The organism is Streptomyces sp. NPDC048171 (assembly GCF_043202655.1).
Taxonomy (GTDB): Bacteria; Actinomycetota; Actinomycetes; order Streptomycetales; family Streptomycetaceae; genus Streptomyces.
This window is the reverse complement of record NZ_JBIDAU010000007.1, coordinates 174,720-195,479: the sequence shown is the minus strand read 5'-3', so window position 1 is coordinate 195,479 and position 20,760 is coordinate 174,720. Positions and strand designations below refer to the sequence as shown.

The window sequence follows — 20,760 nt, the reverse complement described above, 5'->3', positions numbered from 1 at the left end:
TCCGGTCGGCGCGTCAGGCCGCGTTCAGCTGGTAGACGTTGAAGGCGCGGCGGATCACCGGCTGGGCGACGTTGCGCACCCGTACCCCGCCCGCCGTCATACCGTGCTCCGTCCCCAGGTGGGCGTGGCCGTGGACGGCGAGGTCCGCGCCGGCCGTGTCGATCGCCTCGGCGAGCAGGTAGCTGCCGAGGAACGGGTAGATCTCCAGCGGTTCACCGGCGAGCGTGTCGGCGACGGGGGAGAAGTGGGTGAGCGCGATCCGCACGGCGCAGTCCCGGCCGGCCAGTTCCTCCAGGGCGCGGCGCAGACTGTCCGCCGAGCGGCGGGTGGTGCGGACGAACTCCTTCATCAGCGGCTCGCCGAACTCCCCGGCGCTGCGGCCCACGAAGCCCCCGCAGAAGCCCTTGGCCCCGGCGATGCCGACCCTGGCCCCGGCGCACTCCACGACCACGCCCTCACCCTCCAGCACGGTCACGCCGGCGTCCCGCAGGAGCGCGGCGACCTTGTCGGGCCGCTCGTCGTGGTGGTCGTGGTTGCCGAGGACGGCCACGACCGGCACCGGCAGACCGCGCACCTCCTCGGCGACCACCCGCGCCTCCTCCGGAGTGCCGTGCCGGGTGAGGTCGCCGGCCAGCAGCAGCAGGTCGGCGCAGTCGGGCAGGGTCTCGAAGGCGGGCCGCAGCAGCCCCTGGCTGTCGGGCCCCATGTGGATGTCCCCGACGGCGGCGACGCGGATCATCACAGCTCCTCGGCGTGGTCGGGGCCGGCGGTCTCCACCACCACGACGTCCGCGTGCACGGTGAGCCCGGCCAGTTCCTGACGGGCGATCCGCAGCAGCGTCTCGCGGCAGCGTGCGGACGGCACCGTGCCGGTGATCGCGACGGCGTCGGCCCGGACCTCGGCACGTACGCCCAGCTCGCCCAGTTCCTCCGCGGCGAGCCGGTCGTGCAGGTGGGCGATGCGGTATTCGATGTTCTCGCCCGCCGGGGAACCGCTGCCGGGCGCCGGCGGCCCGTGGGGCGTGGGCTCGCTCATGGCTGCTCCTCCTTCGCGGGGGCGGGCGGTGCGTCCGCAGGGTGGCCGGCCGGCGGGATGATCTCCAGCCGTTCCAGGATGAAGAAGAACGCGGCCGGCATCGGGGCGTCCGCGCAGTCGCGGCGCAATTCCGCCCAGTCGATCTTCTCGCGCAGTGTGCGGGCGATCGGCAGCACCGCACCGAAGTCGCAGTGGTGCTCGGAGAAGGCCGCCAGCAGGCCGCGCAGCAGGTCGGTGGGGGACAGGACCGGCATCAGCACCGAGTCCACGGAGAGGTCCTGTGCCCGGTCCAGCAGCTCCGTCGTGACCGGCTCGTGCGCCAGCTCGAAGATCAGGTCGACCTGCTGGCCCAGGCAGCTCGCCTTCAGCAGCCAGTCCTCGGGCGGCGTGTACACCACCAGGCCCGCCGCCCGCAGCGTCGCGGCGACGGCGTCCGCGTCGTCGGGCCGGATGCAGAAGTCCACGTCGTGCTGGAGGTTCTGGGTGCCGCCGTGCGCGTACACGGCGACACTGCCGGCCAGCGCGAACGGGTGCTCCGCCTTCTTGAGGGTCGAACCGACCTGCTTGGCGGCCTGGAGGATCGCCTGGTTGCGGTCGACCGGCAGATCCTCGTGGCCCGGCTCGCTCGGAGGTGCCGGCCCGGGGTCCCCCGTCGCCGGACGGAGCTCGGAAACGCCGGCGCGCTGTTCGAAAGCGTTCTCGTCGGCGGACTGCCTCATCGTCGTCCCTTTCCGGGCGGTCACCGTCGTCGGACCGGAGCGGACCGGCCCTCCCCTGCGAACGCGGGTACCCGGCGCGCTCCCCGCGACACCGCGGCGCCCCCCGAGGTGGGGCCGGGGGATCGCGGGCACTCGGACGGCATGAACGACAAGCGGATGCGACAGCGGACCGCCCCCGAGGACCGCCGGACCGTGGAACGGCTGGTGGCGGCGTGGCTGGCGGAGACCGAACGGCACGACGCCGGCGCGGCCGACGAGGCCCGCACCGGATGGGAAAGGGGCACCCTCTCCGAACCGGCCGCCCAGGACCTGGCCACCTGGGTCACCGCCCGGATCACCGACACCGGATTCACCGAGGACGAGGGCCCCTACGTGGCGGGCCCCGTCCGGATCACGCCGTCGGACAAGGACACCGTGCACGCCTGGCTGCGCGCACGGGGACACCGCGTGTGACGGGATGACCGGCCCCTCCGCGCGACGTCAGCCGGACGGGGGCCGCCACTCGAACATGAGCAGTGTCGCGTCGTCCCGCAGCCGGTCCTCCTGCACGGCCAGGATCGAGTGGATCAGCCGGCGCAGCGACTCCGGCGCCAGCTCGCCGCCGGCCGTGGCCCGGATGACGTAGTCGGCGAACCGCTCCAGGCCGAGGAGGGTCGCCTCCGGGGTCCGCGCCTCCACGACACCGTCGGTGTACATCAGCACCCGGTCCCCGGGCTCCAGCGAGATCTCGTGGGTCCGGCGCGGCCGTGCGGTGAGCTGCGCCGGGAGGCCCATCGGTGGATCGGCCTCGCGCTCCATGGCGTCGATCACCAACCGCTGGTCGCGGATGAGGATGGGCGCGGGGTGACCGCAGTTGGCCCAGCGCAGCACCCCCGTGGCCAGGTCGAGCTGGCAGACGACCGCCGTGCAGAACTGGTCCGGCAGCCAGGCGGACAGCGCCTCGTCCACGGCCGTCACCAGTTCGGGCAGCTCCGCGCCCGTGCGCCGGGCGTTGCGGCAGGCGGCCAGGGCGACCGCGCTGGTGAGCCCGGAGGCCAGGTCGTGCCCCATGGCGTCCATGACGGCCACGTGCAGGGTCGTCTCGGTGAGCGAGTGGTCGAAGGCATCGCCGCCGATCTCGTACGCCGGCTCCAGGACGGCCGTCGACACGACCTGCGCGTTGCCGATGGTGCGCGGCGGCAGGAAGGCGCGGAGCATCTCGGCGGGCAACTGCATCCGTTCGGTGCGGGTGCTGCGGACGTAGGAGTCCTCGTAGGCCCGCTTCGAGGTGATCATCATGGCGGTCAGCGAGGCGAGCGCCCGGCCCCGGGTGAGCGACGACGAGGTGAGCGCGGTGTCGTTCACGGCCAGCACGCCGAGCCGCTCCGCGCCGTCCAGCAGCGGGAACCAGGCGGTGACACCGTCCGCCCCCGACTCCTCCACGCGCAGCGCCTGGGTGCGGTACGCCCATCCGGCCAGCGACCCGTCGACGGGGAGGGCCGAGGCCATACCGGTCTGCGGGACGAGGTGCCGCTGCTGGAGGTCGACGAGGTAGACCACGGTGTGCCGCAGTCCGAGGGCGTGGGAGCAGCGGGCCACCGAGGTGGGCAGGTCCAGGGTGAGGTGGGCCGGATCGGCGAGGAACTCCTGGAGCGTGGCCTCGCCCGGCTCCGACGTGGACACCTCGGCTCCTCTCGTCGGCGGTCCCGCGGCGGCGGGGACGTTGCGCAGCAGTCTGGCACCGCGTGCCCGGCCCCGCCCGTCGGGCGGACAAGGGCGACCGGCCGACACGGACGGCCAAGGCGTGCAACCCATCGCGGCCGTAACGAGTCGTACTGGACAAGCAGTACCGAGACCGACACACACTCAGATGATCCGACATGGGGGAAACATGTACGTCCGCGCCCGAGGGGTCCGTGTCGTGGCGACCGCGCTGGCGGCCGGCGCCGCGCTGGCCGTGACCGTCGTCCCGGCGAACGCCGCACCACCGCGATCCGCCTCGCCCGCCTTCCTGAAGCCGGCCGAACTGCCGCCGCACCCCTCCTCCGACTGGTACGCCGGACCCGTCACCGCCGGGCAGCCCGACCCGCTGCCCATGTGCGTCGGTGACGCGCTGCCGTCCACCGCCTCCCACCGCCGGTACTGGACGGAGTACGACACCGGCGCCCTCCAGGTCACGGTCGTCGAGCGCAGCGCACGGCACGCCGTGAAGCTCGCCGCGCTGCTGCGAGAGGACCTGGCCGACTGCGCGCGTGAGGTGATGGAGCGGTATCCCGACATCACCGCCACACAGAAGTACTACGGCCGCCTCGACGTGGAGGAGGGCGCCCACGTCTACGGCGTCCACACGGTGGCCGAGTGGGGCGCCTCCGACATCGGCCTGTTCTCGGTCGGCCGGGACGGCAGGACCGTGACCGTCGTGCAGTGGGGCCAGATGGGCACCTTCGAGCACGCGCAGGTGGCCGACTTCAGGGCCACCACCGTCACGGCCGTCGACAAGCTGAACTGAACGCACGGGGGGCGGGCCGGTGCTCCGGCCCGCCCCCGCGGTGTGCCCCGGCGCCGGTCAGCAGTCCGGAACGCCCGCGATCTTCTCGCCGCCCCTCAGATACAGGTTGTTGACCCAGGCGATGTCGCTGCCCGAGAACTCCTGCACGGCGGTCCACCAGCTGTTGCCGCCCACCGCCGGGTCGTTCACGTACTCGCCCCGCTTCTGGCAGACCGCGTCCAGCCAGTAGGTGGAGCGGACCGCGAGCACGTTGGAGTTCCTGGTGGGGTGCTGGCGCAGGTTGACGCCTGTCGCCCAGATGTAGACGTCGGTGAGGGCCGGGTCACCGCCGCTCGGCGCCGCCGGGGCGGCCTGGGCCGTGCCGGCGAGCCCGCCCACGGCGAACGCGGCCGCCGCCAGCGCGGTGACGGAGTGACGCATCAGTCGCTGCATGTGTGATTTCCCCCTGTGCCGATCCGCGGCCGGGCGGCACCCGGCCCGCACTCGGCACTCTAGGGACGCTCAGGGCCCGGGGGTCCCTGACAAGTGTCAGGGACCGGTGCGCACCGCTTCCTCGAGCGCGACGAGTTCGGGGTGGTGGAGGTCGAAGGCCGGCGACTCGGAGCGTACGCGCGGCAGCGCGTGGAAGTTGTGCCGCGGCGGGGGACAGGACGTGGCCCACTCCAGGGAACGCCCGTAGCCCCAGGGGTCGTCGACCTCCACCGGACGCCCGTACTTCGCGGTCTTCCACACGTTGTACAGGAACGGCAGCGTCGACAGACCGAGCAGGAAGGCGCCGACGGAGGAGACGGTGTTGAGCGCCGTGAAGCCGTCCGCCGCCAGGTAGTCGGCGTACCGGCGGGGCATGCCCTCCACGCCGAGCCAGTGCTGCACCAGGAACGTGGTGTGGAAGCCGGCGAACAGCGTCCAGAAGTGCACCTTCTCCAGGCGGTGGTCGAGCATGCGGCCGGTCATCTTCGGCCACCAGAAGCTGAATCCGCCGAACATCGCGAACACGATCGTGCCGAACAGCACGTAGTGGAAGTGGGCGACGACGAAGTACGAGTCGGTGACGTGCCAGTCCAGCGGCGGCGAGCCGAGGATCACCCCGGTCAGTCCGCCGAGGAGGAACGTCACCAGGAAGCCGGCCGCCCACAGCATCGGCGGCTCGAAGGACAGCGAACCCCGCCACATCGTGCCGATCCAGTTGAAGAACTTCACTCCGGTGGGGACGGCGATGAGATACGTCAGGAACGAGAAGAACGGCAGCAGTACGGCACCGGTGGCGAACATGTGATGCGCCCACACGGTGGCCGAGAGCCCCGCGATGGCGATGGTGGCGCCCACCAGCCCCGTGTAGCCGAAGACCGGCTTGCGGGCGAAGACCGGGATGATCTCGGTGACCACCCCGAAGAACGGCAGCGCGAGGATGTACACCTCGGGGTGGCCGAAGAACCAGAACAGGTGCTGCCACAGGAGCGCCCCGCCGTTCTCGGCGTCGAACACGTGGGCGCCGAAGTGCCGGTCGGCCTCCAGCACCAGCAGCGCGGCCGCCAGCACCGGGAAGGCCAGCAGCACCAGGACCGAGGTCAGCAGCACGTTCCAGACGAAGATCGGCATGCGGAAGATGGTCAGTCCGGGAGCGCGCATGCAGACGATCGTGGTGATGAAGTTGACCGCGCCCAGAATGGTGCCGAACCCGGACAGCGCCAGCCCCATGATCCACAGGTCGCCGCCGAGGTAGGGGGCGCGCAACGGGCCGCTGAGCGGCGTGTAGGCGGTCCAGCCGAAGTCGGCCGCGCCCTGCGGCGTGAGGAATCCGCCGAGCACGATGAGCCCGCCGAACAGGAACAGCCAGTACGCCAGCATGTTGAGGCGCGGGAACGCCACGTCCGGCGCGCCGATCTGCAACGGCATGACGGCGTTCGTGAACCCCGCGAACGTCGGGGTGGCGAACAGCAGCAGCATGACGGTGCCGTGCATCGTGAACGCCTGGTTGTACTGCTCGTGGGAGAGCACCTGGATGCCGGGCCGGGCCAACTCGGCCCGCAGCAGCATCGCCAGCGCCCCGGCGATCAGGAAGAACGCGAACGACGTGACGAGGTACAGATGACCGATCCGCTTGTGGTCGGTCGTGGTGAGCCAGGAGACCAGCACCCGCCCCCTGCCGTGGCGTTCCGCCGCCGGGACCGCGGCGGTCGTTCGGGTCGGTTCGGTGGGTCCGGTCTCTGTCACCATCCGACCAGGGCAACCGAGCCCCGCCTGCCCGCGTCGATGCCACGTCACGCAACCACCGAGGTACGGCCGGTTGGCTGATCGTTTGTAGCCGTCCGGGTGGGCCGGCGCCCCGGGCGGCCGAAGCGGCCGTCACCCGAATGGCCCCCGCGCGCTACTGGTCACGGCCGAACCGGTGTCTCCTTGAGGGTGTCAGCGGCGTCCAGGCTGGGAGGCCGATCATGTACGAAATGTGCGTGGGCCCGGAGAAGGCGGGCGGAGCGTTGGTGTGGCACGTGTTGGCCAAACAGGCCGCGGCCACGCTGTGCGGACAGCAGCTCCGCGAACGTATCGAGGCATCCGACGGTGAACGGGCACGTCACTGCCCGGACTGCATGGCTTCCTTCGAGAAGCTGATGGCAACCTCACCGTGCTGACGGACCGTCCGCGAGCCGTCCGCCCCGTCGCTCCACGCGGCGGGGCGGACGGCTTTCCCGTGCCCGGGGCCGTCGGCCGACGATCACCCGGTCGGGGCAGTGTCATGACGGGGTCCGGGGGAATTCGCCGAGCATGCCCCGGGGCGCGACGTCCTCCCGCGTCCGGGGCGGTGGGACGCGCCGCGGCCGGGATCCCCGAGTCGGCCGCGGCGCATCCTCCTCGCACCGCGCGCAGGCCCCCGCCGCATCGCCCGTGGATGGGTGTCGGCCACCGGAACATTTGGGTGTCGTCCCCGATGGCGGCGCCGCCCCCCGGCGTGTGACCGTGGACCGACGCCGCGCCCGGGGGCCTTTTCGGGGGCCGGGGGACGTTGCAGGGAAGCCTCATTCAGCCCGTTCGCGGGCGTTGCCGCGTGGTCCGTTCCGGGTGTGCCGTTCGCACCCCGAGTAGCCGGGGCGGCCGGTGCCCCGTTCGGTTCCGGGAGCGGTGTCACGGCACCGGCGCCGGTCGGCGGCGTCCGGCCGTCCGCCCGACGACGACGCACCACGGACGACGCACCACAGATGAAGGAGAACCCGCATCCATCCCCGTCAAGTGAAGCCCTCCCCACTCTCCGCACGGCGGAAGGCGGTGACCCGTGGGACACGCTGACACCCTGCTCGCCATGGGCGGCGCCTTCCTCGCCGCCGCGTTCCTCGCGCGCCTCGGCGGCAGGATCGGACTTCCGACGATTCCCCTGTTCATGCTCGCCGGCATCCTGCTCGGCCCGCACACCCCCGGCTTCGTCCTGGTCGAGGACGCGCACGACTTCGAGATGCTCTCGGCGCTCGGACTGGTGCTGCTGCTGTTCTACCTGGGCCTGGAGTTCCATCTCGACGACCTCAGGACCGGCGGCAGGCGGCTGCTCGCCGCGGGCGGCATCTATCTGCTCCTCAACGTCGGGGCCGGGCTCGGCTTCGGGTTCGTCCTCGGCTGGGGGCTGCGTGAGGCGCTGGTGCTGGCGGGGGTGCTCGGCATCTCCTCCTCCGCGATCGTCACCAAGATCCTCATCGACCTGGGCCGGATCGGCCGCCCCGAGACACGTCTGATCCTGGGCGTCATCGTGGTGGAGGACATCTTCCTCGCGCTGTACCTGGCCGCCCTGCAACCGATCATCGCGGGCGCCCAGGGCTTCGCGGAGATCGCCCTGCAGGCCGGCAAGGCCTTCGGCTTCCTGCTGGTGCTGGCCGCCGCGGCCCGCTACGGCACCCGGCTGGTCGGCCGCCTGATCGAGACCCGGGACAACGAACTCCTCGTCATCAGCTTCCTCGGCGCGGCCGTGCTGGTCGCCGGCGTCTCCGAGGTCCTCGGGGTGGCGGACGCCATCGGCGCCTTCATGGTCGGCCTGATCCTGGCGGGCACCCCTTCCGGGCCCCGGATACGCGAGTTGGTGCACCCGCTCCGTGACGCCTTCGCGGCCATCTTCTTCTTCGCGTTCGGTCTCGCCATCGACCCCGGTGACATCGCCTCCGTCGCCGGTCCGGTCGCCGCGGCGGCCGTCCTGACCGTCGTCATGAACATCGCCGCCGGACTCTGCGTCGCCCGGCTGTACACCTACGGCGCGCAGCCCGCCGCGGAGATCGCCACCACCCTGGTCGCCCGCGGGGAGTTCGCGCTGATCCTCGCCGCGATGGCCGCGGGCGCCGGACTCGACGAGCGGCTCGCCCCCTTCATCGCCGGGTACGTCCTCGTGCTCGCCGTCCTCGGTCCCATCGTGGCGGCGCGGGCGCACCTGCTCGCCGGTGCCCTGCGGACGGCCGCCGGGCTGCTGCCCGGGACCAGTTCACCGGCCGCGGCGCCGGGGGAGGGGAAGGGCGAGGACGGGCCGTCGGAGTCCGTGGCGCTGTCTTCGGGGGCGGCCTCGTCCCCGCCCGCCTCGGAGCGCACGGAGGCCGAACGCTAGGCCGGGCCCGTGACCGCAGGCAGAAGCGCGGGATCCGGCTCACGGGGCGGGCGCTGTACGGCGATCGGGCCGCCGCCGTGCTCCCCGGTCGGTCACCCGCCCGGCACGGTCCCCTTCCTTCCGGTGGGACAATCTGCCCACAGGGCCGGTGTCCGACGCCGTGGTCGGAGCCGTCCGGGACCGGAAGGAGCCGTCAGCATGATCGAGTGGGTGCCCCTGGCCAGCGGTGCGAGACCCGTTCCCCGGCCGATCGCGGCTCCCCTGGTGTGGGCGGGAGCCTTCGGCGGCGCCCTCGCCCTGGTGGCACTCCTCAACGGCACGGTGGGTTCCGGCCGTCCCGGACTCGCCCTCCTCGTGCTCTCCGTGCTGGCGGCGCTGCTCGGGCTCTGCGCCCGCTTCACCGCCGCTCCCGGGACGGCCGTGCTGTGCTGGCTGTCCCTCAACGGTTTCGCGATCCCGCCGGCCGGCGTCCTGACGTGGACCGGCCGGCGGGACGCGCTGTGGCTCGCCTGCCTGCTCGGCGCCGCCCTCGTCGGCACGGCGCTGGCCCGCGTGGTGCACGCGCGGGCCGCCTACCGACGGCTCGGCGCGGCCACGGGGCCCGAGTCGCCGGAACCGGGCCCCGGCGACTGCTGACCGTCCCGACCGCCGCCCCGCGTCCGGACGGTGGTCCGGGAAGGGCCCGCCGGACACCCGGCGCGGCCCTCCCCACCTGTCACGGGGTCAGGCCGTGTGCAGCGTCAGCCCGTAGCGGTTCAGGATCTCGTTGACGGGCTGGAACCAGGTCTCCCCGCCGCTGGAGCAGTTGCCCCAGCCGCCCGAGGTGACGCCCTGCGCCTGGTCGCCACTGATGAAGGAACCGCCGGAGTCGCCGCCCTCGGCGCACACGCTGGTCTTGGTCATCTGGTGCACCGCGCCCTGGCTGTAGTTGACCGTCTCGTTCTTGGCGAGCACGGTGCCGCAGTGCCAGTGGGTCGTGGAGCCGGAGCGGCAGATCGAGGCGCCGACGGGTGCCTCGTTGGAGCCGCGCACCAGCTGGTCGGAGACGGTGCCCCAGCCGAGCACGACCGGCACGGTCCACCAGCCGCTGCCCACGCTGACCCAGGCGTAGTCGTTGCCGGGGAACGACGAGCCCTGGAACGTGCCGATGTACGACCGGTCCCAGCCGCTCACCCCGGCGCCCGTCCCGCCGCAGTGCCCGGCGGTGACGAACCCGCCGTGCACGGAGAAGCCGATGGAGCAGCGGACGTTGCCCGTGTAGTAGGGGTCGCCGCCGACGGTGCCCGCCGCGAAGGTCTGCGGGGCCGAGGCCACCGTCCGCACCGTGACCGGACCGGCCTCGCGGGCCTGCTTCACGAAGCGCTGGACATCGTTGTCAGCCCGCTCGGACCGGACCACGTCGACGACCACGGTGTTCGCCGCCGTGTCGACGCGCCAACTGCTCACCCCGGCGGGCGCGTCGAGGCGGTCGACGCGCGCCTTGGCCGCGTCGAGCGTTCTGGCGCTGTGTTCGACGGTGCGCACCTGCGCGCCGGTGGCGCGGACCGCCGCCGCCGTGGACGGTGCCGCGTCCGAGGTGACGGCGACGGTCAGCCGTCCGGAGGCGGCGTCGAACCACGAGCCGCCGAAGGCCTTTCCGGCGGCCCTTCGTGCCTCGGGCGCGAGGTCGCCGGCCCGGCGTTCGGCCGCGAGCCGGTCCTCGGCCTCGGCCCGGGTGAGACCGAAGTCCCGCTGCATGGCGTCCAGGAGGCCGGCGGAGGCCGGCTGATCGGTGGCGGGGGAGGGGGCGTCGGCCGCCGCGGCCGGCAGGGTGCCGACCGCGGTGAGGCTGCCGAGTACGAGGAGGCCGGCCAGGCCGAGGTGCCTGAGTCTGCTGCGTCTCACAGGAGTTGCCCTTCGTCGTTCCAGCAAGGTGGGGGTGGAACAGCCGCGTGCTGAGAGCGCTCTCATCGGGTTGCTTCGAGCTTAGCCAGCCAGCGTTATCAGGTCCATGCCAATGCACGGCCTTTCCGCGGAGCCGGCGTCGGACAGCGCCGTGCCGGCCACTCCGGGCGGGGCGGCCGGCACGGTGTGCGTGACGTGTCGGTCAGTACCAGCCGGTCTGCGCCCAGACGTGGCCGTCGCAGGTGAGCAGGGCGCGGGAGACGCGGCCGTTCAGATTGCTGCCGATCTTCGAGTAGGCGTAGTTGATGCCCGGGTCGACGGTCTCCGAGACCCAGCCGTCGGCCCGCCCGGCGCCCGAGTTCGAGCGTTCCAGCACGGCGGCGCAGTTGGCCCGGGAGTTCTCGATCCGGGCGAACGAACCGCAGCGGGAGGAGTAGAAGTACTTCAGCGCCATGCCCTCCGCGTACCGGGTGGCGCCGACCTGCCGGAACGTCCCCGCGCAGCTGGACACGGTCGGGTACTGCCCCTCCATGCCGTAGGCGCCGTAGTTCCCGCCCGAGTGCGGTGCGGCCTGGGCCGGTACGGCGGACAGCGCCAGCGCGGCGGCTGTGCCTCCCGCGGCCAGCAGAGTGGTGAGCGATGATCGACGGCTCATGAGCCCTCGTTTCCTGTGTCGGCGACGACTGTGTCGGCGGTGAGCCGGACCGGCGACCACCCCCGCCGGCGACGTTAGGCGGGCCTCGCGGTGCCCGGTACCTGAGAGGTGTCAGGGCGGTGGGGATCCTTCCGCCCCGGTTGGCCGCCCGCGGACGGGGCACTCAGTGCTGCGTCGTGCAGTGACGACCGGAACCAGGAGGCAGGCGTGGCGGTTCGGCATCGGTTGATCCAGGCGACCCCGCAGGCCGTGTGGGACGTCCTGGCGGACGGCGACCTGTACGTGGAGTGGGTGGTGGGGCCCTCGGACTCCACCCCCAAGTCCGGACACTGGCCGGAGGTCGGCGCCACCATCGCCTACGAGGTGCGGCTGGGGCCCCTGCGGCTCGACAACGAGTCCGTCGTCCGGCACAAGGCCGACGGCCGCCTGCTGGAGATCGAGGCGAAGGCGGGCCGGCTCGGCACCGCCCGGATCTCCGTCGAACTGCGCCCGTGGGGCGAGCAGTGCCTGGTCATCGTGGACGAGCACCCGCTGCGCGGCCCCGGCGGCATCCTGCACAACACCGGCGTCGAGGCGCTGATCCAGGTGCGGCACCGCGCGATGCTGGCCCGGCTGGCCAGGCTGTGCGAGTCCCGGGCCGGTGAGCGGTGCCGCCCCGATCCGCCGGACACGGCCGGGTCCGTGGAGTACCGTCCGGGAACCGGCCATGCCTGACGCCGTCGTGATCGGGTCCGGCCCCAACGGACTCGTCGCGGCCAACCTGCTGGCGGACGCCGGCTGGAGCGTGCGGGTCCTGGAGGAGCAGTCCGAGCCGGGCGGCGCGGTACGTCACGACTCCGGGGTCGCCCCCGGTTTCGTCAGCGACCTCTTCAGCTCCTTCTACCCGCTCGCCGCAGCCTCCCCGGTGCTCGCCGGGATGCGGCTCGAGGACCACGGACTGCGCTGGGCCCACGCCCCCCACGTGCTGGCCCACCCGCTGGGCGACGGCACGTGCGCCGTCCTCGACCGCGACGTCGCCGTCACCGCCGCCTCCCTCGACACCTTCGCGGCCGGGGACGGTGCCGCCTGGGAGTGCCTGTACGACGTGTGGGACCGCTACCGGACCGACATCCTGGACCTCCTGTTCACCCCCTTCCCGCCGGTCCGCGCAGGTGCCCGGCTGGCCCTGCGGCTGCGCGGCGCGGGCGGGCTCAGGCTGGCCCGCACCCTGGTGCTGCCGGTGCGCCGCATGGGAGCGGAGGAGTTCCGGGGCGAGGGCGGCAGACTGCTCCTGGCCGGCAACGCCCTGCACGCCGACCTCGCGCCCGAGGCCGCCGGCAGCGGCGGCTTCGGCTGGCTGATGTCGATGCTCGGGCAGACCTACGGCTTCCCCGTGCCCGTCGGCGGCGCCGGAGCGCTCACCGCGGCCCTGGTCCACCGGCTGCGCTCCCGTGGCGCCACCGTGAGCTGCGGGCACCGGGTCGAGCAAGTCGTGGTCCGCGACCGGCGCGCGGTCGGCGTCCGCACGGCCGGCGGGGAGCTGATCCCCGCGCGCCGCGCCGTCCTCGCCGACGTCTCCGTGTCCGCCCTGTACGGCGGCCTGGTCTCCCCCGAGGACCTTCCCGAACAGGTCCTCGCCGACCTGCGGCGCTTCGAGTGGGACTTCGCCACCTTCAAGGTGGACTGGGCGCTGGACGGACCCGTGCCCTGGCGGTGCGCGCAGGCGGCGGGAGCCGGGACCGTGCACCTGGCCGACGGTCTCGACGAACTGACCCGGTTCGCCGCCCAGATCGCCATGGGCCGCGTCCCCGACCGCCCCTTCTCCCTGTTCGGCCAGATGACGACGTCCGACCCGACCCGCTCCCCCCGCGGCACCGAGTCCGCCTGGGCCTACACCCACGTCCCCCACGACGTCCGGGGCGACGCGGGCGACGCGGGCATCACCGGGAGCTGGGACGCAGGGGAGCGGGAGCTGATGGCAGACCGGGTCGAACGCCAGGTGGAACGCTTCGCGCCCGGCTTCCGTGCCCTGATCCGGGCCCGCCGGGTGCTGGCCCCGCCGACGCTCCAGGCACTGGACGCCAACCTGACGGGCGGCGCCATCAACGGCGGAACCGCCGCCATGCACCAGCAACTGGTCTTCCGGCCCGTGCCCGGCACCGGGCGGCCGGAGACCCCCGTGGCCGGGCTCTACCTCGCCTCCGCCGCCGCCCATCCCGGCGGCGGCGTGCACGGCGCCCCCGGCGCCAACGCCGCCCACGCCGCACTGCGCCGGCACCGCTTCGCGGGCCTCACCCGGGTGCAACGGGCCCTGGCCCGCCGCGACCGGACCGGCGACAGACGGTGACCCTCCGCGCAGCCCCCAGAGGAAAGGCCCGACCGGTGACAGACAGCCCCCTTCAGAACCGCACCGTCGTGGTGACGGGTGCCGCCCGCGGACTCGGCGCCGCCCTGGCCCACGCCTTCGCCCGCCGCGGCGCCCGGGTCGCCCTGCTCGGTCGTGAGAGGTCGCACCTGCGGACGGTGGCGTCCCAGCTGCCCACCGAGGCGCTCGCCGTCGAGGCCGACGTCACCGACCCCGCCGCACTGGCCGAGGCGGCCGGTGCGGTGCGCCGGGGCCTGGGCCCGCCCTCGGTCGTGGTGGCCAACGCGGGCATCGCGGAGGGCGGACCGTTCGTCACCTCGGACCCCGCCCTGTGGCGCCGCGTCGTCGACGTCAACCTGACCGGCAGCGCCCACACGGCCCGCGCCTTCCTGCCGGACCTGCTGCGCACCGCCGGCTATCACCTCCAGATCGCCTCGCTGGCCTCGCTCGGCGCCGCCCCCATGATGAGCGCCTACTGCGCCTCAAAGGCGGGCGTCGAGGCGTTCAACCACTCGCTGCGCGCCGAGGTGGCCCACCACGGCGTCGCCGTGGGCATCGCCTACCTGAACTGGGTCGACACCGACATGATCCGTGACGCCGACCAGCACCCGGTCCTGCGCGAGCTCCGCGGGCACATGCCGCCGCCGGCCCGCCGCACCTTCCCGGCGGACGAGGTCGCCGCCCGGCTGGTCCGCGCCGTGGAGCGCCGCCGTACCGCGGTCTACGTCCCCGGCTGGCTGCGCCTGGCCCAACTGGGGCGCACCATGCTGCCGCCCGTGGTCCTGCGGCTCTCCCGCCACGAGCTGCCCCGGCTGGAGGCCGACGGACCCCTGCGCGCCACCGGCCCGCTCGGCGCGGGCGGACTGGCCGACCGGGACGGGCCGGAGCCGGGTGCGTAGTCCACCGGGCCCGGACACCGGTTCCGCTGCTGAGAGGACGGCATGCAGACGTTTCTCCCCCTCCCCGGGTTCCGGGAGTCGGCGCTCACGCTGGACCGCCGCCGGCTGGGCAAGCAGCGGGTCGAGGCGCTCCAGGTACTGCGCGGCCTGACCGTGCCCGGCTACGGCTGGCGCCGGCACCCGGCGGTGCGCATGTGGGCCGGCTACGAGGAGGCACTGGTGCGGTACGGCCTCGAGGTGTGCCGGGTCTGGCGCGACCAGGGCCACCAGGACAGCTGCGCCGCCTCGCTCGTGGCCGGCCTGGCCGCCCGCCGCCCGCACGAGCCCGTACGGGACCAGACCGCCCTGGCCCGCGCGGGGGAGCTGCCGCCGTGGCTCGGTGACGAGGCCTTCCACCGCAGCCACAGGTCGGCACTGCTGCGCAAGGACCCCGAAGCCTACGGCGGGCTGTTCCGCGGCGTGCCGGACGACCTTCCCTATGTGTGGCCGGCCTCGGACCGGTCGGGAGTGGAGCCGGCGAGCGGCACGTAGCAGGTCATGGGCGGCGTCAGGAGCTCCGCGCGCCGAGCCCCTTCAGGTCCACCGTCTCGCCGGCCGGGGGCTGTTCGGGGTTGACCGGCTCGCCGTAGTCGCTGAAGGTGACGCTGCCCGGGTTCTCGCCGCCCTCCGTGGTGGTCCTGAGGATGTAGGGCTCGCCCTCCGTGGCCACGTACATCGCGAGCGTCTCGCCGCCGTCGCCCTCCTTGGTGAGCTTGAGCGCCTCCTCGCCGTTCACCTCGGAGGTCTCGCCGCGCTTCATGCCCTGGCGCTGGGACTTGTCCTCGTCCATCGCCGCGACGAAGCCCTGCTTGTCGCAGACCCCGGCGGTCGTGGCGTCGTTTCCCGGCATCCGCACCCACTTGTCCGACAGCTTGGGCACCATCTCCTTTGCCTCGTCGGGCTGTTGCTTCAGGGCGTTCTCCCAGTACTGCCGGTCGCCGCGCAGGTACAGGGTCGAGCCGGTGTAGCGGACCTCGGCCTCGGTGTCGCCGGCGCCGATGGTGCCCTCGCAGTTCTTCGCCCGGTCGACCGAGACGTCGATGGTGACCGTGGAGCCGCCCTCCTGGCGGGTGTCCCCCTTCACGTGCATGGACTTCGCTTCCCGGGTGGCCTCGACCGCCTTCGCCGCGACCGAGTCGGCGCTCTGGCCCTCGAAGGGCTTGCTCCCGTCACCGGAGCCGCCGCCGCAACCGGCCAGCAGTGCGACGGAGGCGCTCGCGGTCGCCACGGCGGTTGTCACATTGCGGGTGCGCACTGGCAGTTCCTTCCCGTGTCCGTTCGAAACCGTCAAGTCACGTGTCCTACCGGCCTGTTGGTGCCGGACGTTCCGAATACCCCGATTTCCGCGCCCCGCACCCGACGGGGGACCGGTGGCGCCCGTGCGGCCGTCACGGTACCGATTGGTCCCCCATACCGCTTGGGAAGTGGACCCCGTGAGAGACCGGCCGGCTTCCTAACGTCGGTTCCATGAACGCGACCACCGCACGCGGCTCCCTGCTCGCCGCCCTCGCCTGCGTCCTCGTCGGAGGATCCTTCACCGCCAACAGCCTCCTCGGCGACTACCCGTACGCAGGGGGCCAGTTCCTGCGCTACGGGCTGGCCTTCCTGCTGCTCGTCCCCCTCGCCGGGCCCGGCGCGACGGCCCGGCTGCGCGCGCTGGGCCCCGGCCCGTGGCTGCGTCTGGCCCTGCTGGCCGCCGTCGGCATGGTCGGCTTCAACCTGGCCGTCCTCGCCGCGGAGCGCACCGCGGAACCGGCCGTCCCCGGCGTCTTCGTGGGCTGCGCGCCGGTCGTGGTCGCCGTCCTCGTGCCGCTCCTCGACGGACGCCGGCCGCGACGGGCCGTGCTCCACGGGGCGTCGCTGGTGGCCGCGGGCGCCTTCACCGTCCAGGGCTGGGGGCGGACCGACGGCGCGGGCATCGCGTTCTCCGTGTGCGCGCTGCTGGGCGAGGTCGGCTTCGCGGTCCTGGCCGTGCCCGTCCTGCGGCCCCTGGGCCCGCGGTTGCTGTCCACCACGGTGTGCGGGATCGCGGCGCTCCAGTCGGCGGTGGCGGGTGTCCTGGCCGACGGCGCGGGCTGGCTGCGGGCGCCGGACGCGGTGGAGGCGGGCGCGCTGCTGTGGCAGGCGGCGGTGGTCACCGTCGTCGGCTTCGTCTGCTGGTACATGGGCATGCAGCGGATCGGGGCGGAGCGCGCCACCCTGTTCTCCGGCCTGATCCCGGTCGCGGCGGCCTGCACCGCGCCCCTGGTCGGCACCGGTTCCTACGGCGCCGCGCAGGCCGTGGGCAGCGTCCTGGTCTGCGCGGGGGTCGCCGTCGGGTCGGGGGTGTCGCTCTCCTTCGCCCGCCGGGGCGGTCCCCCGTCCGCCCGCCCGGGTGAGGCCCGGACGGCGCGGCAGAGGTCCTTCGAGTCCCGCCCGGCCGAGAAGCTGTAGATGCCCTCGGAGCCGGAGAGGCCGCCCGCCCGCGGGCGGGCCCGGTGGCTCAGGGCTGCAGGGGCATGCTGCCGCAGTTGGAACGGGCCTGCTCCCCGGAGAGCCGGTCGGTGAGCCAGGAGATGGCACTGCCCTGGTCGGCGAGGAGCGGGGCGAAGTGGTTGAGCAGGCCGCTTCCGACGCCCGGCAGCAGGACGGGGGCGTAGGTGACTGTGGCGCCCTTGCGGCACCAGTCGACGGCGAGTTGACGGGACTGGCCGTGGGGGACCAGGTCGTCGCTGACGCCGGTCGCCACGCGGACCGGGCTGCCGGGCTTCAGCGAGCCGATGCGCTGCTCGGCGAGGAAGTCCCGCAGTACGGGCTCGGCGCGGATGATGTCGCTGATGGACTGCCCGGTCGTCGTCCAGTCCTCGCTGCTCGCGCCGCCGTACCCGAAGAGGGCGTCGCCGACGCACATGGTCGACAGCTCCTTGAGCGCCTCCCGGCCCTCCGCGTTGATGTACCGGTCGGCGATGGGACGCAGGGCGGGCTCCGTCTGCAGGAAGCCGTTGAGCGACCAGCCCAGCGCGCCCGCCAGGTCGCCGCCGTCGATCGCCTCGGTCACCTCGGTCAGGTCCGCGGGCGGCGCCCCCGCGTAGGTGCCCGCCAGCGGAACGTCCGGGGCGTAGGCCGGCTGGAGTTCGGCCGCGGCCGCCGTGGCGCCGCCGCCCTGGCTGTATCCGAACAGGCCGACCCGGGAGCCGGCGGTGACCGAGGCCGAGCCGAGCGAGCGCGCGGCGCGTACGGCGTCCAGTACGGCGTGGGCTCCGTCGACGCGGTTGACGTAGGTGTGCAGCCGGTCGGTGGTGCCCAGGCCGACGTAGTCGGTGACGACGACGGCGACGCCGCGCAGCAGCAGCCGGTAGACCGACAGGTTCTCGTATCCCACCGAGACCGTTCCGTCGCCCAGCCGCAGCGGGTTCTCCAGGGCCATGGAGGCGGCGCACTGGTCGCCCTGCCCCATGGTGCCGGGGGCGACGGCGACCAGGGGCCGCGGTCCGTCGCCGCGCCACTTCGCGGCGGGTTCGATGTAGGCGCCGGTGACGGCGACCGCCTGGCCGTTCGCGTCGGTGGACTTGTACATCAGGCGGGTCGCCCGCCCGGGGAGGGGACCGTCGAGGCCGGGCAGGCTCAGGGCGAGCGGCAGGTGCTCGCTGCGGATCAGTGTGCCGTCGGCGGACGGGAGTTCGGCCGGCGGCGTGTAGAAGGCGGGTATCTCCACGCCGCGGGACACTTCCGAGGCGGGGCCGTTGGCCGTGTCGCCGGCGGTGCCGGCCGCGGCGGCGGGCACCGCCTGGGCGCCGAGGGCGAGCGCGGCGGTGATCGCCGCGGCGAGCATGCGGGGACGTGCGGGCATGGCGAACCTCCTGGGGAAGGGCCGGAACCGGTCGTCCGCGGTCCGTTGGGGGAGGACCGGGCCGCACTGCTCCTGTGGGGTGACGGGACCGTACCCGGACAGGAGTTACCGGGGGTAGCACCATGCTTATTACGGTTCAGTAACTTGACGCTGCGTCTAACAAGCTGCGCCGGGCAAGGTGTCGGTCCGGCGGGATCCACGCCCCCGCCGGACCGGGCCGTCGCTACCGGCGGCCGCGTACCAGCAGGTACAGGAAGTACGGCGTTCCGATCACGGCCGTCATGAGTCCCGCGCCGAGCTGGGCCGGGGCGATCACCGTGCGGCCGATCAGGTCGGCCGCGCAGACCAGGGCGGCGCCCAGCAGGATGGAGACCGGCACGACCCGGACGTGCCGTCGGCCCACCAGGGCCCGTGCCGCGTGCGGGGCGACCAGCCCCACGAACCCGATGGTGCCCGCACAGGCCACCGCGCTGGAGCTGAGTACGACGCTCAGCACGAGGAACCCGAGCCGCCCCGGCGCCAGCCGCAGGCCCAGCAGCCGCGGCGTGTCCTCGTCCAGCGAGATCAGGTCCAGCTCGGTGCGCCGCGCGACCGCCACGCCGATGCCGACGGCCAGCGCTAGGGCGACCGGCACGACGTCCGGCATGGTCCGCCCGTAGGTCGAACCCGACAGCCAGGTCAGCGCCTTGTTCGCGTTGAACGGGTCGGTGAGCACGATCAGCAGGCTGATCATGGCCGCCGTCCCCGAGGCCACGCCGATGCCGACGAGGACCAGCCGGTTCTGCCGGTAGCCGCCCCGGGCGGCCAGCCCGAAGACGAGGACCGCGGTGACGGCGGACCCGGCGAACGCGGCGCCGGCGACGCCCCACGTCCCGGCGGCCGGCACGGTGGTCACCAGGATCACCGCGCCCAGCGCGCCACCGCCGGTGACGCCGAGGACGTTCGGTTCCGCGAGCGGGTTGCGCGTCACGGCCTGCACGAGCGTGCCGGCCAGGGCGAGCGCCGCACCCGCGCCGAGCGCGGCGAGCACCCGGGGCACCCGGGTGTCCAGCACGAAGGACACGGTCCGGCCGGCCCTGCCCTGCGCCCAGTTGACGACGTCGCCGAGGAGCAGCTTGCTGTCGCCGATCAGCACCGAGGCGACGACCAGGCCCACCAGAGCGGCCACCAGGACGGCGACCGTGGCCAGGAACACCGCCCGGCTCGGGATGCGCAGCCGGTCCGGGGCGCCGGCCCCGGCGGTGTCCCGCAGCCGCATCGCCATGACGACGAGGAACACGGCCCCGACGAGGCTGGTGACCACGCCCGTGGGCACGCCCACCGCGCGGTTCGCCGGCACCAGGGTGCGCAGCAGCACGTCCGAACCGAGCACCAGGGCCGCGCCGGTGAGCCCGGCCGCCGGCATCGACGTACGGGAGCGGGCGAAGCCGCGGAAGCGGCGGGCCAGCGGGCGGACCAGGGCGGGTGCGCACAGGCCGACGAAGCCGATCGGACCGGCGAGCGTGACGGCCGCCGCGGACAGCATCGCCGCCAGCACGACGACCGTGACCCGGGTCGCCCGGACCGGCACGCCGACCCCGCGCGCGGCGTCGTCGCCGAGCGCCAGCGCGTCCACCCGACGGGCGGTCAGCATCAGGCCCACCAGCCCGGCCAGCGCGATCGGCAGCATTTGGACTACGCCGTCGAAGCCGTTCTGGGAGATGCTGCCCTGGTTCCACGCGTAGAGGCCCTCGGTCTGCTCGGGGAAGAGCAGGAGCAGTCCCTCCGTCATGGAATGCAGGCCCAGCATGAGCGCGGTACCGGCCAGCACCAGACGGACGGTGCCGGTGCCGAGGCCGGACAGTCCGAGTACGACGGCCGCCGCCGCCAGGCCGCCCACGAAGGCGACGCCGGAGGAGGCGATCATCGGCAGCGAGAGGCCGGTGGCGCCGGCCACCCCGAGGGCCAGGTACGCGCCCGCGTTGACGGCCAGGGTGTCGGGGGAGGCCAGCACGTTGCGGCTGACCGACTGGAGCACGGCGCCGGCCATCCCGAGGACGACGCCGACCAGCAGGCCGGCGGCCATCCGGGGCAGCCGCGAGGCGACGACGACCGACGCGTCGTCCGGGTCGGCCCGGCCGGTGAGGGCCTTGAAGACCTCGGACGGTCCGACGGCGGCGGTGCCCTGCGTGATGTCGACGACGGCGAGGACGACGACCAGCAGGACGATCCCGGCCGTCACCGCGGCCGCGCCCGACCGGGACGTGGGGACCGTCGACGGACGGGTCGCGGGTTCGGTTGCGGTGACGGCCATGG

The 20,760-nt window shown here is 73.7% G+C and carries 20 protein-coding genes; 9 read left to right on the top strand and 11 right to left on the bottom strand.

From position 1 onward, the window contains the following. Positions 1-13: 13 nt before the first annotated feature. Genes ACGF3J_RS20960 through ACGF3J_RS20950 form a run of 3 tightly spaced genes read right to left on the bottom strand, consistent with a single transcriptional unit; the run spans position 14 to position 1,754 of the window. On the bottom strand, positions 14-739 hold the full coding sequence (locus ACGF3J_RS20960) for a metallophosphoesterase (RefSeq protein ID WP_161332314.1): 726 nt from the start codon (positions 737-739) through the stop codon (positions 14-16). Then, positions 739-1,035 (bottom strand): BON domain-containing protein, encoded by a 297-nt coding sequence (locus tag ACGF3J_RS20955; RefSeq protein WP_161332315.1) that lies wholly within the window; start codon positions 1,033-1,035, stop codon positions 739-741. Before ACGF3J_RS20955 ends, ACGF3J_RS20960 begins: the two co-directional genes overlap by 1 nt. Continuing rightward, a complete protein-coding gene (locus ACGF3J_RS20950) occupies positions 1,032-1,754 on the bottom strand; it encodes a nucleotidyltransferase family protein (RefSeq protein ID WP_161332316.1) in 723 nt (240 codons plus the stop codon). Before ACGF3J_RS20950 ends, ACGF3J_RS20955 begins: the two co-directional genes overlap by 4 nt. A 141-nt stretch (positions 1,755-1,895) precedes the next feature. On the opposite strand from ACGF3J_RS20950, the gene ACGF3J_RS20945 reads away from it, so the two are divergent. After that, entirely contained in the window at positions 1,896-2,207 is a 312-nt protein-coding gene (locus ACGF3J_RS20945) for a hypothetical protein (RefSeq protein WP_161332317.1), read from the top strand. 27 nt (positions 2,208-2,234) lie between these two features. Here ACGF3J_RS20945 and ACGF3J_RS20940 read toward each other — a convergent pair whose 3' ends face one another. Then, entirely contained in the window at positions 2,235-3,416 is a 1,182-nt protein-coding gene (locus tag ACGF3J_RS20940; RefSeq protein WP_346346320.1) for a PP2C family protein-serine/threonine phosphatase, read from the bottom strand. 208 nt (positions 3,417-3,624) lie between these two features. Here ACGF3J_RS20940 and ACGF3J_RS20935 point away from each other — a divergent pair, with 208 nt between their 5' ends. Further along, entirely contained in the window at positions 3,625-4,242 is a 618-nt protein-coding gene (locus ACGF3J_RS20935) for a hypothetical protein (RefSeq protein ID WP_161332318.1), read from the top strand. A 57-nt stretch (positions 4,243-4,299) separates the two neighbouring features. Here the strand turns inward: ACGF3J_RS20935 and ACGF3J_RS20930 are convergent, their stop codons facing one another. Continuing rightward, positions 4,300-4,674: a peptidase M23 gene (locus ACGF3J_RS20930; protein ID WP_161332319.1), complete on the bottom strand. Its 375-nt coding sequence runs from the start codon at positions 4,672-4,674 to the stop codon at positions 4,300-4,302. Positions 4,675-4,770: 96 nt separating this feature from the next. Continuing rightward, complete coding sequence (gene ctaD, locus ACGF3J_RS20925) at positions 4,771-6,459, bottom strand: cytochrome c oxidase subunit I (protein ID WP_202559020.1); 1,689 nt, start codon at positions 6,457-6,459, stop codon at positions 4,771-4,773. A 1,051-nt stretch (positions 6,460-7,510) separates the two neighbouring features. On the opposite strand from ctaD, the gene ACGF3J_RS20920 reads away from it, so the two are divergent. Then, a complete protein-coding gene (locus tag ACGF3J_RS20920) occupies positions 7,511-8,815 on the top strand; it encodes a cation:proton antiporter (RefSeq protein ID WP_161332321.1) in 1,305 nt (434 codons plus the stop codon). Positions 8,816-9,013: 198 nt separating this feature from the next. Beyond that, on the top strand, positions 9,014-9,451 hold the full coding sequence (locus tag ACGF3J_RS20915) for a hypothetical protein (protein WP_161332322.1): 438 nt from the start codon (positions 9,014-9,016) through the stop codon (positions 9,449-9,451). An 87-nt stretch (positions 9,452-9,538) separates the two neighbouring features. Here the strand turns inward: ACGF3J_RS20915 and ACGF3J_RS20910 are convergent, their stop codons facing one another. Then, a complete protein-coding gene (locus ACGF3J_RS20910) occupies positions 9,539-10,699 on the bottom strand; it encodes a S1 family peptidase (RefSeq protein WP_393854462.1) in 1,161 nt (386 codons plus the stop codon). 202 nt (positions 10,700-10,901) lie between these two features. Then, positions 10,902-11,354 (bottom strand): hypothetical protein, encoded by a 453-nt coding sequence (locus ACGF3J_RS20905; RefSeq protein WP_161332405.1) that lies wholly within the window; start codon positions 11,352-11,354, stop codon positions 10,902-10,904. A 207-nt stretch (positions 11,355-11,561) separates the two neighbouring features. On the opposite strand from ACGF3J_RS20905, the gene ACGF3J_RS20900 reads away from it, so the two are divergent. The 4 genes from ACGF3J_RS20900 to ACGF3J_RS20885 are packed head-to-tail and all read left to right on the top strand — an operon-like array spanning position 11,562 to position 15,128. Beyond that, positions 11,562-12,068, top strand: a complete 507-nt coding sequence (locus ACGF3J_RS20900) for an SRPBCC family protein (protein WP_161332404.1) — start codon at positions 11,562-11,564, stop codon at positions 12,066-12,068. Then, positions 12,061-13,680: an NAD(P)/FAD-dependent oxidoreductase gene (locus tag ACGF3J_RS20895; protein ID WP_161332403.1), complete on the top strand. Its 1,620-nt coding sequence runs from the start codon at positions 12,061-12,063 to the stop codon at positions 13,678-13,680. The genes ACGF3J_RS20900 and ACGF3J_RS20895 overlap by 8 nt, the downstream gene beginning before the upstream one ends. Positions 13,681-13,715: 35 nt before the next feature. Then, positions 13,716-14,597 (top strand): SDR family oxidoreductase, encoded by an 882-nt coding sequence (locus ACGF3J_RS20890; protein WP_161332402.1) that lies wholly within the window; start codon positions 13,716-13,718, stop codon positions 14,595-14,597. Positions 14,598-14,639: 42 nt separating this feature from the next. After that, complete coding sequence (locus ACGF3J_RS20885; RefSeq protein ID WP_161332401.1) at positions 14,640-15,128, top strand: MSMEG_6728 family protein; 489 nt, start codon at positions 14,640-14,642, stop codon at positions 15,126-15,128. A 16-nt stretch (positions 15,129-15,144) separates the two neighbouring features. Here ACGF3J_RS20885 and ACGF3J_RS20880 read toward each other — a convergent pair whose 3' ends face one another. Continuing rightward, complete coding sequence (locus ACGF3J_RS20880; RefSeq protein WP_161332400.1) at positions 15,145-15,891, bottom strand: hypothetical protein; 747 nt, start codon at positions 15,889-15,891, stop codon at positions 15,145-15,147. A 212-nt stretch (positions 15,892-16,103) separates the two neighbouring features. Here ACGF3J_RS20880 and ACGF3J_RS20875 point away from each other — a divergent pair, with 212 nt between their 5' ends. Beyond that, the gene (locus ACGF3J_RS20875) at positions 16,104-17,069 is read left to right on the top strand and encodes a DMT family transporter (RefSeq protein WP_237552842.1); all 966 of its coding nucleotides are present in this window, start codon (positions 16,104-16,106) and stop codon (positions 17,067-17,069) included. Between the two features lie 49 nt (positions 17,070-17,118). Here ACGF3J_RS20875 and ACGF3J_RS20870 read toward each other — a convergent pair whose 3' ends face one another. Next, a complete protein-coding gene (locus ACGF3J_RS20870; RefSeq protein WP_161332399.1) occupies positions 17,119-18,465 on the bottom strand; it encodes a lipase family protein in 1,347 nt (448 codons plus the stop codon). 223 nt (positions 18,466-18,688) lie between these two features. Beyond that, positions 18,689-20,758, bottom strand: coding sequence for an iron ABC transporter permease (locus ACGF3J_RS20865; RefSeq protein ID WP_393854461.1), 2,070 nt, complete (start codon positions 20,756-20,758; stop codon positions 18,689-18,691). Positions 20,759-20,760: the final 2 nt, after the last annotated feature.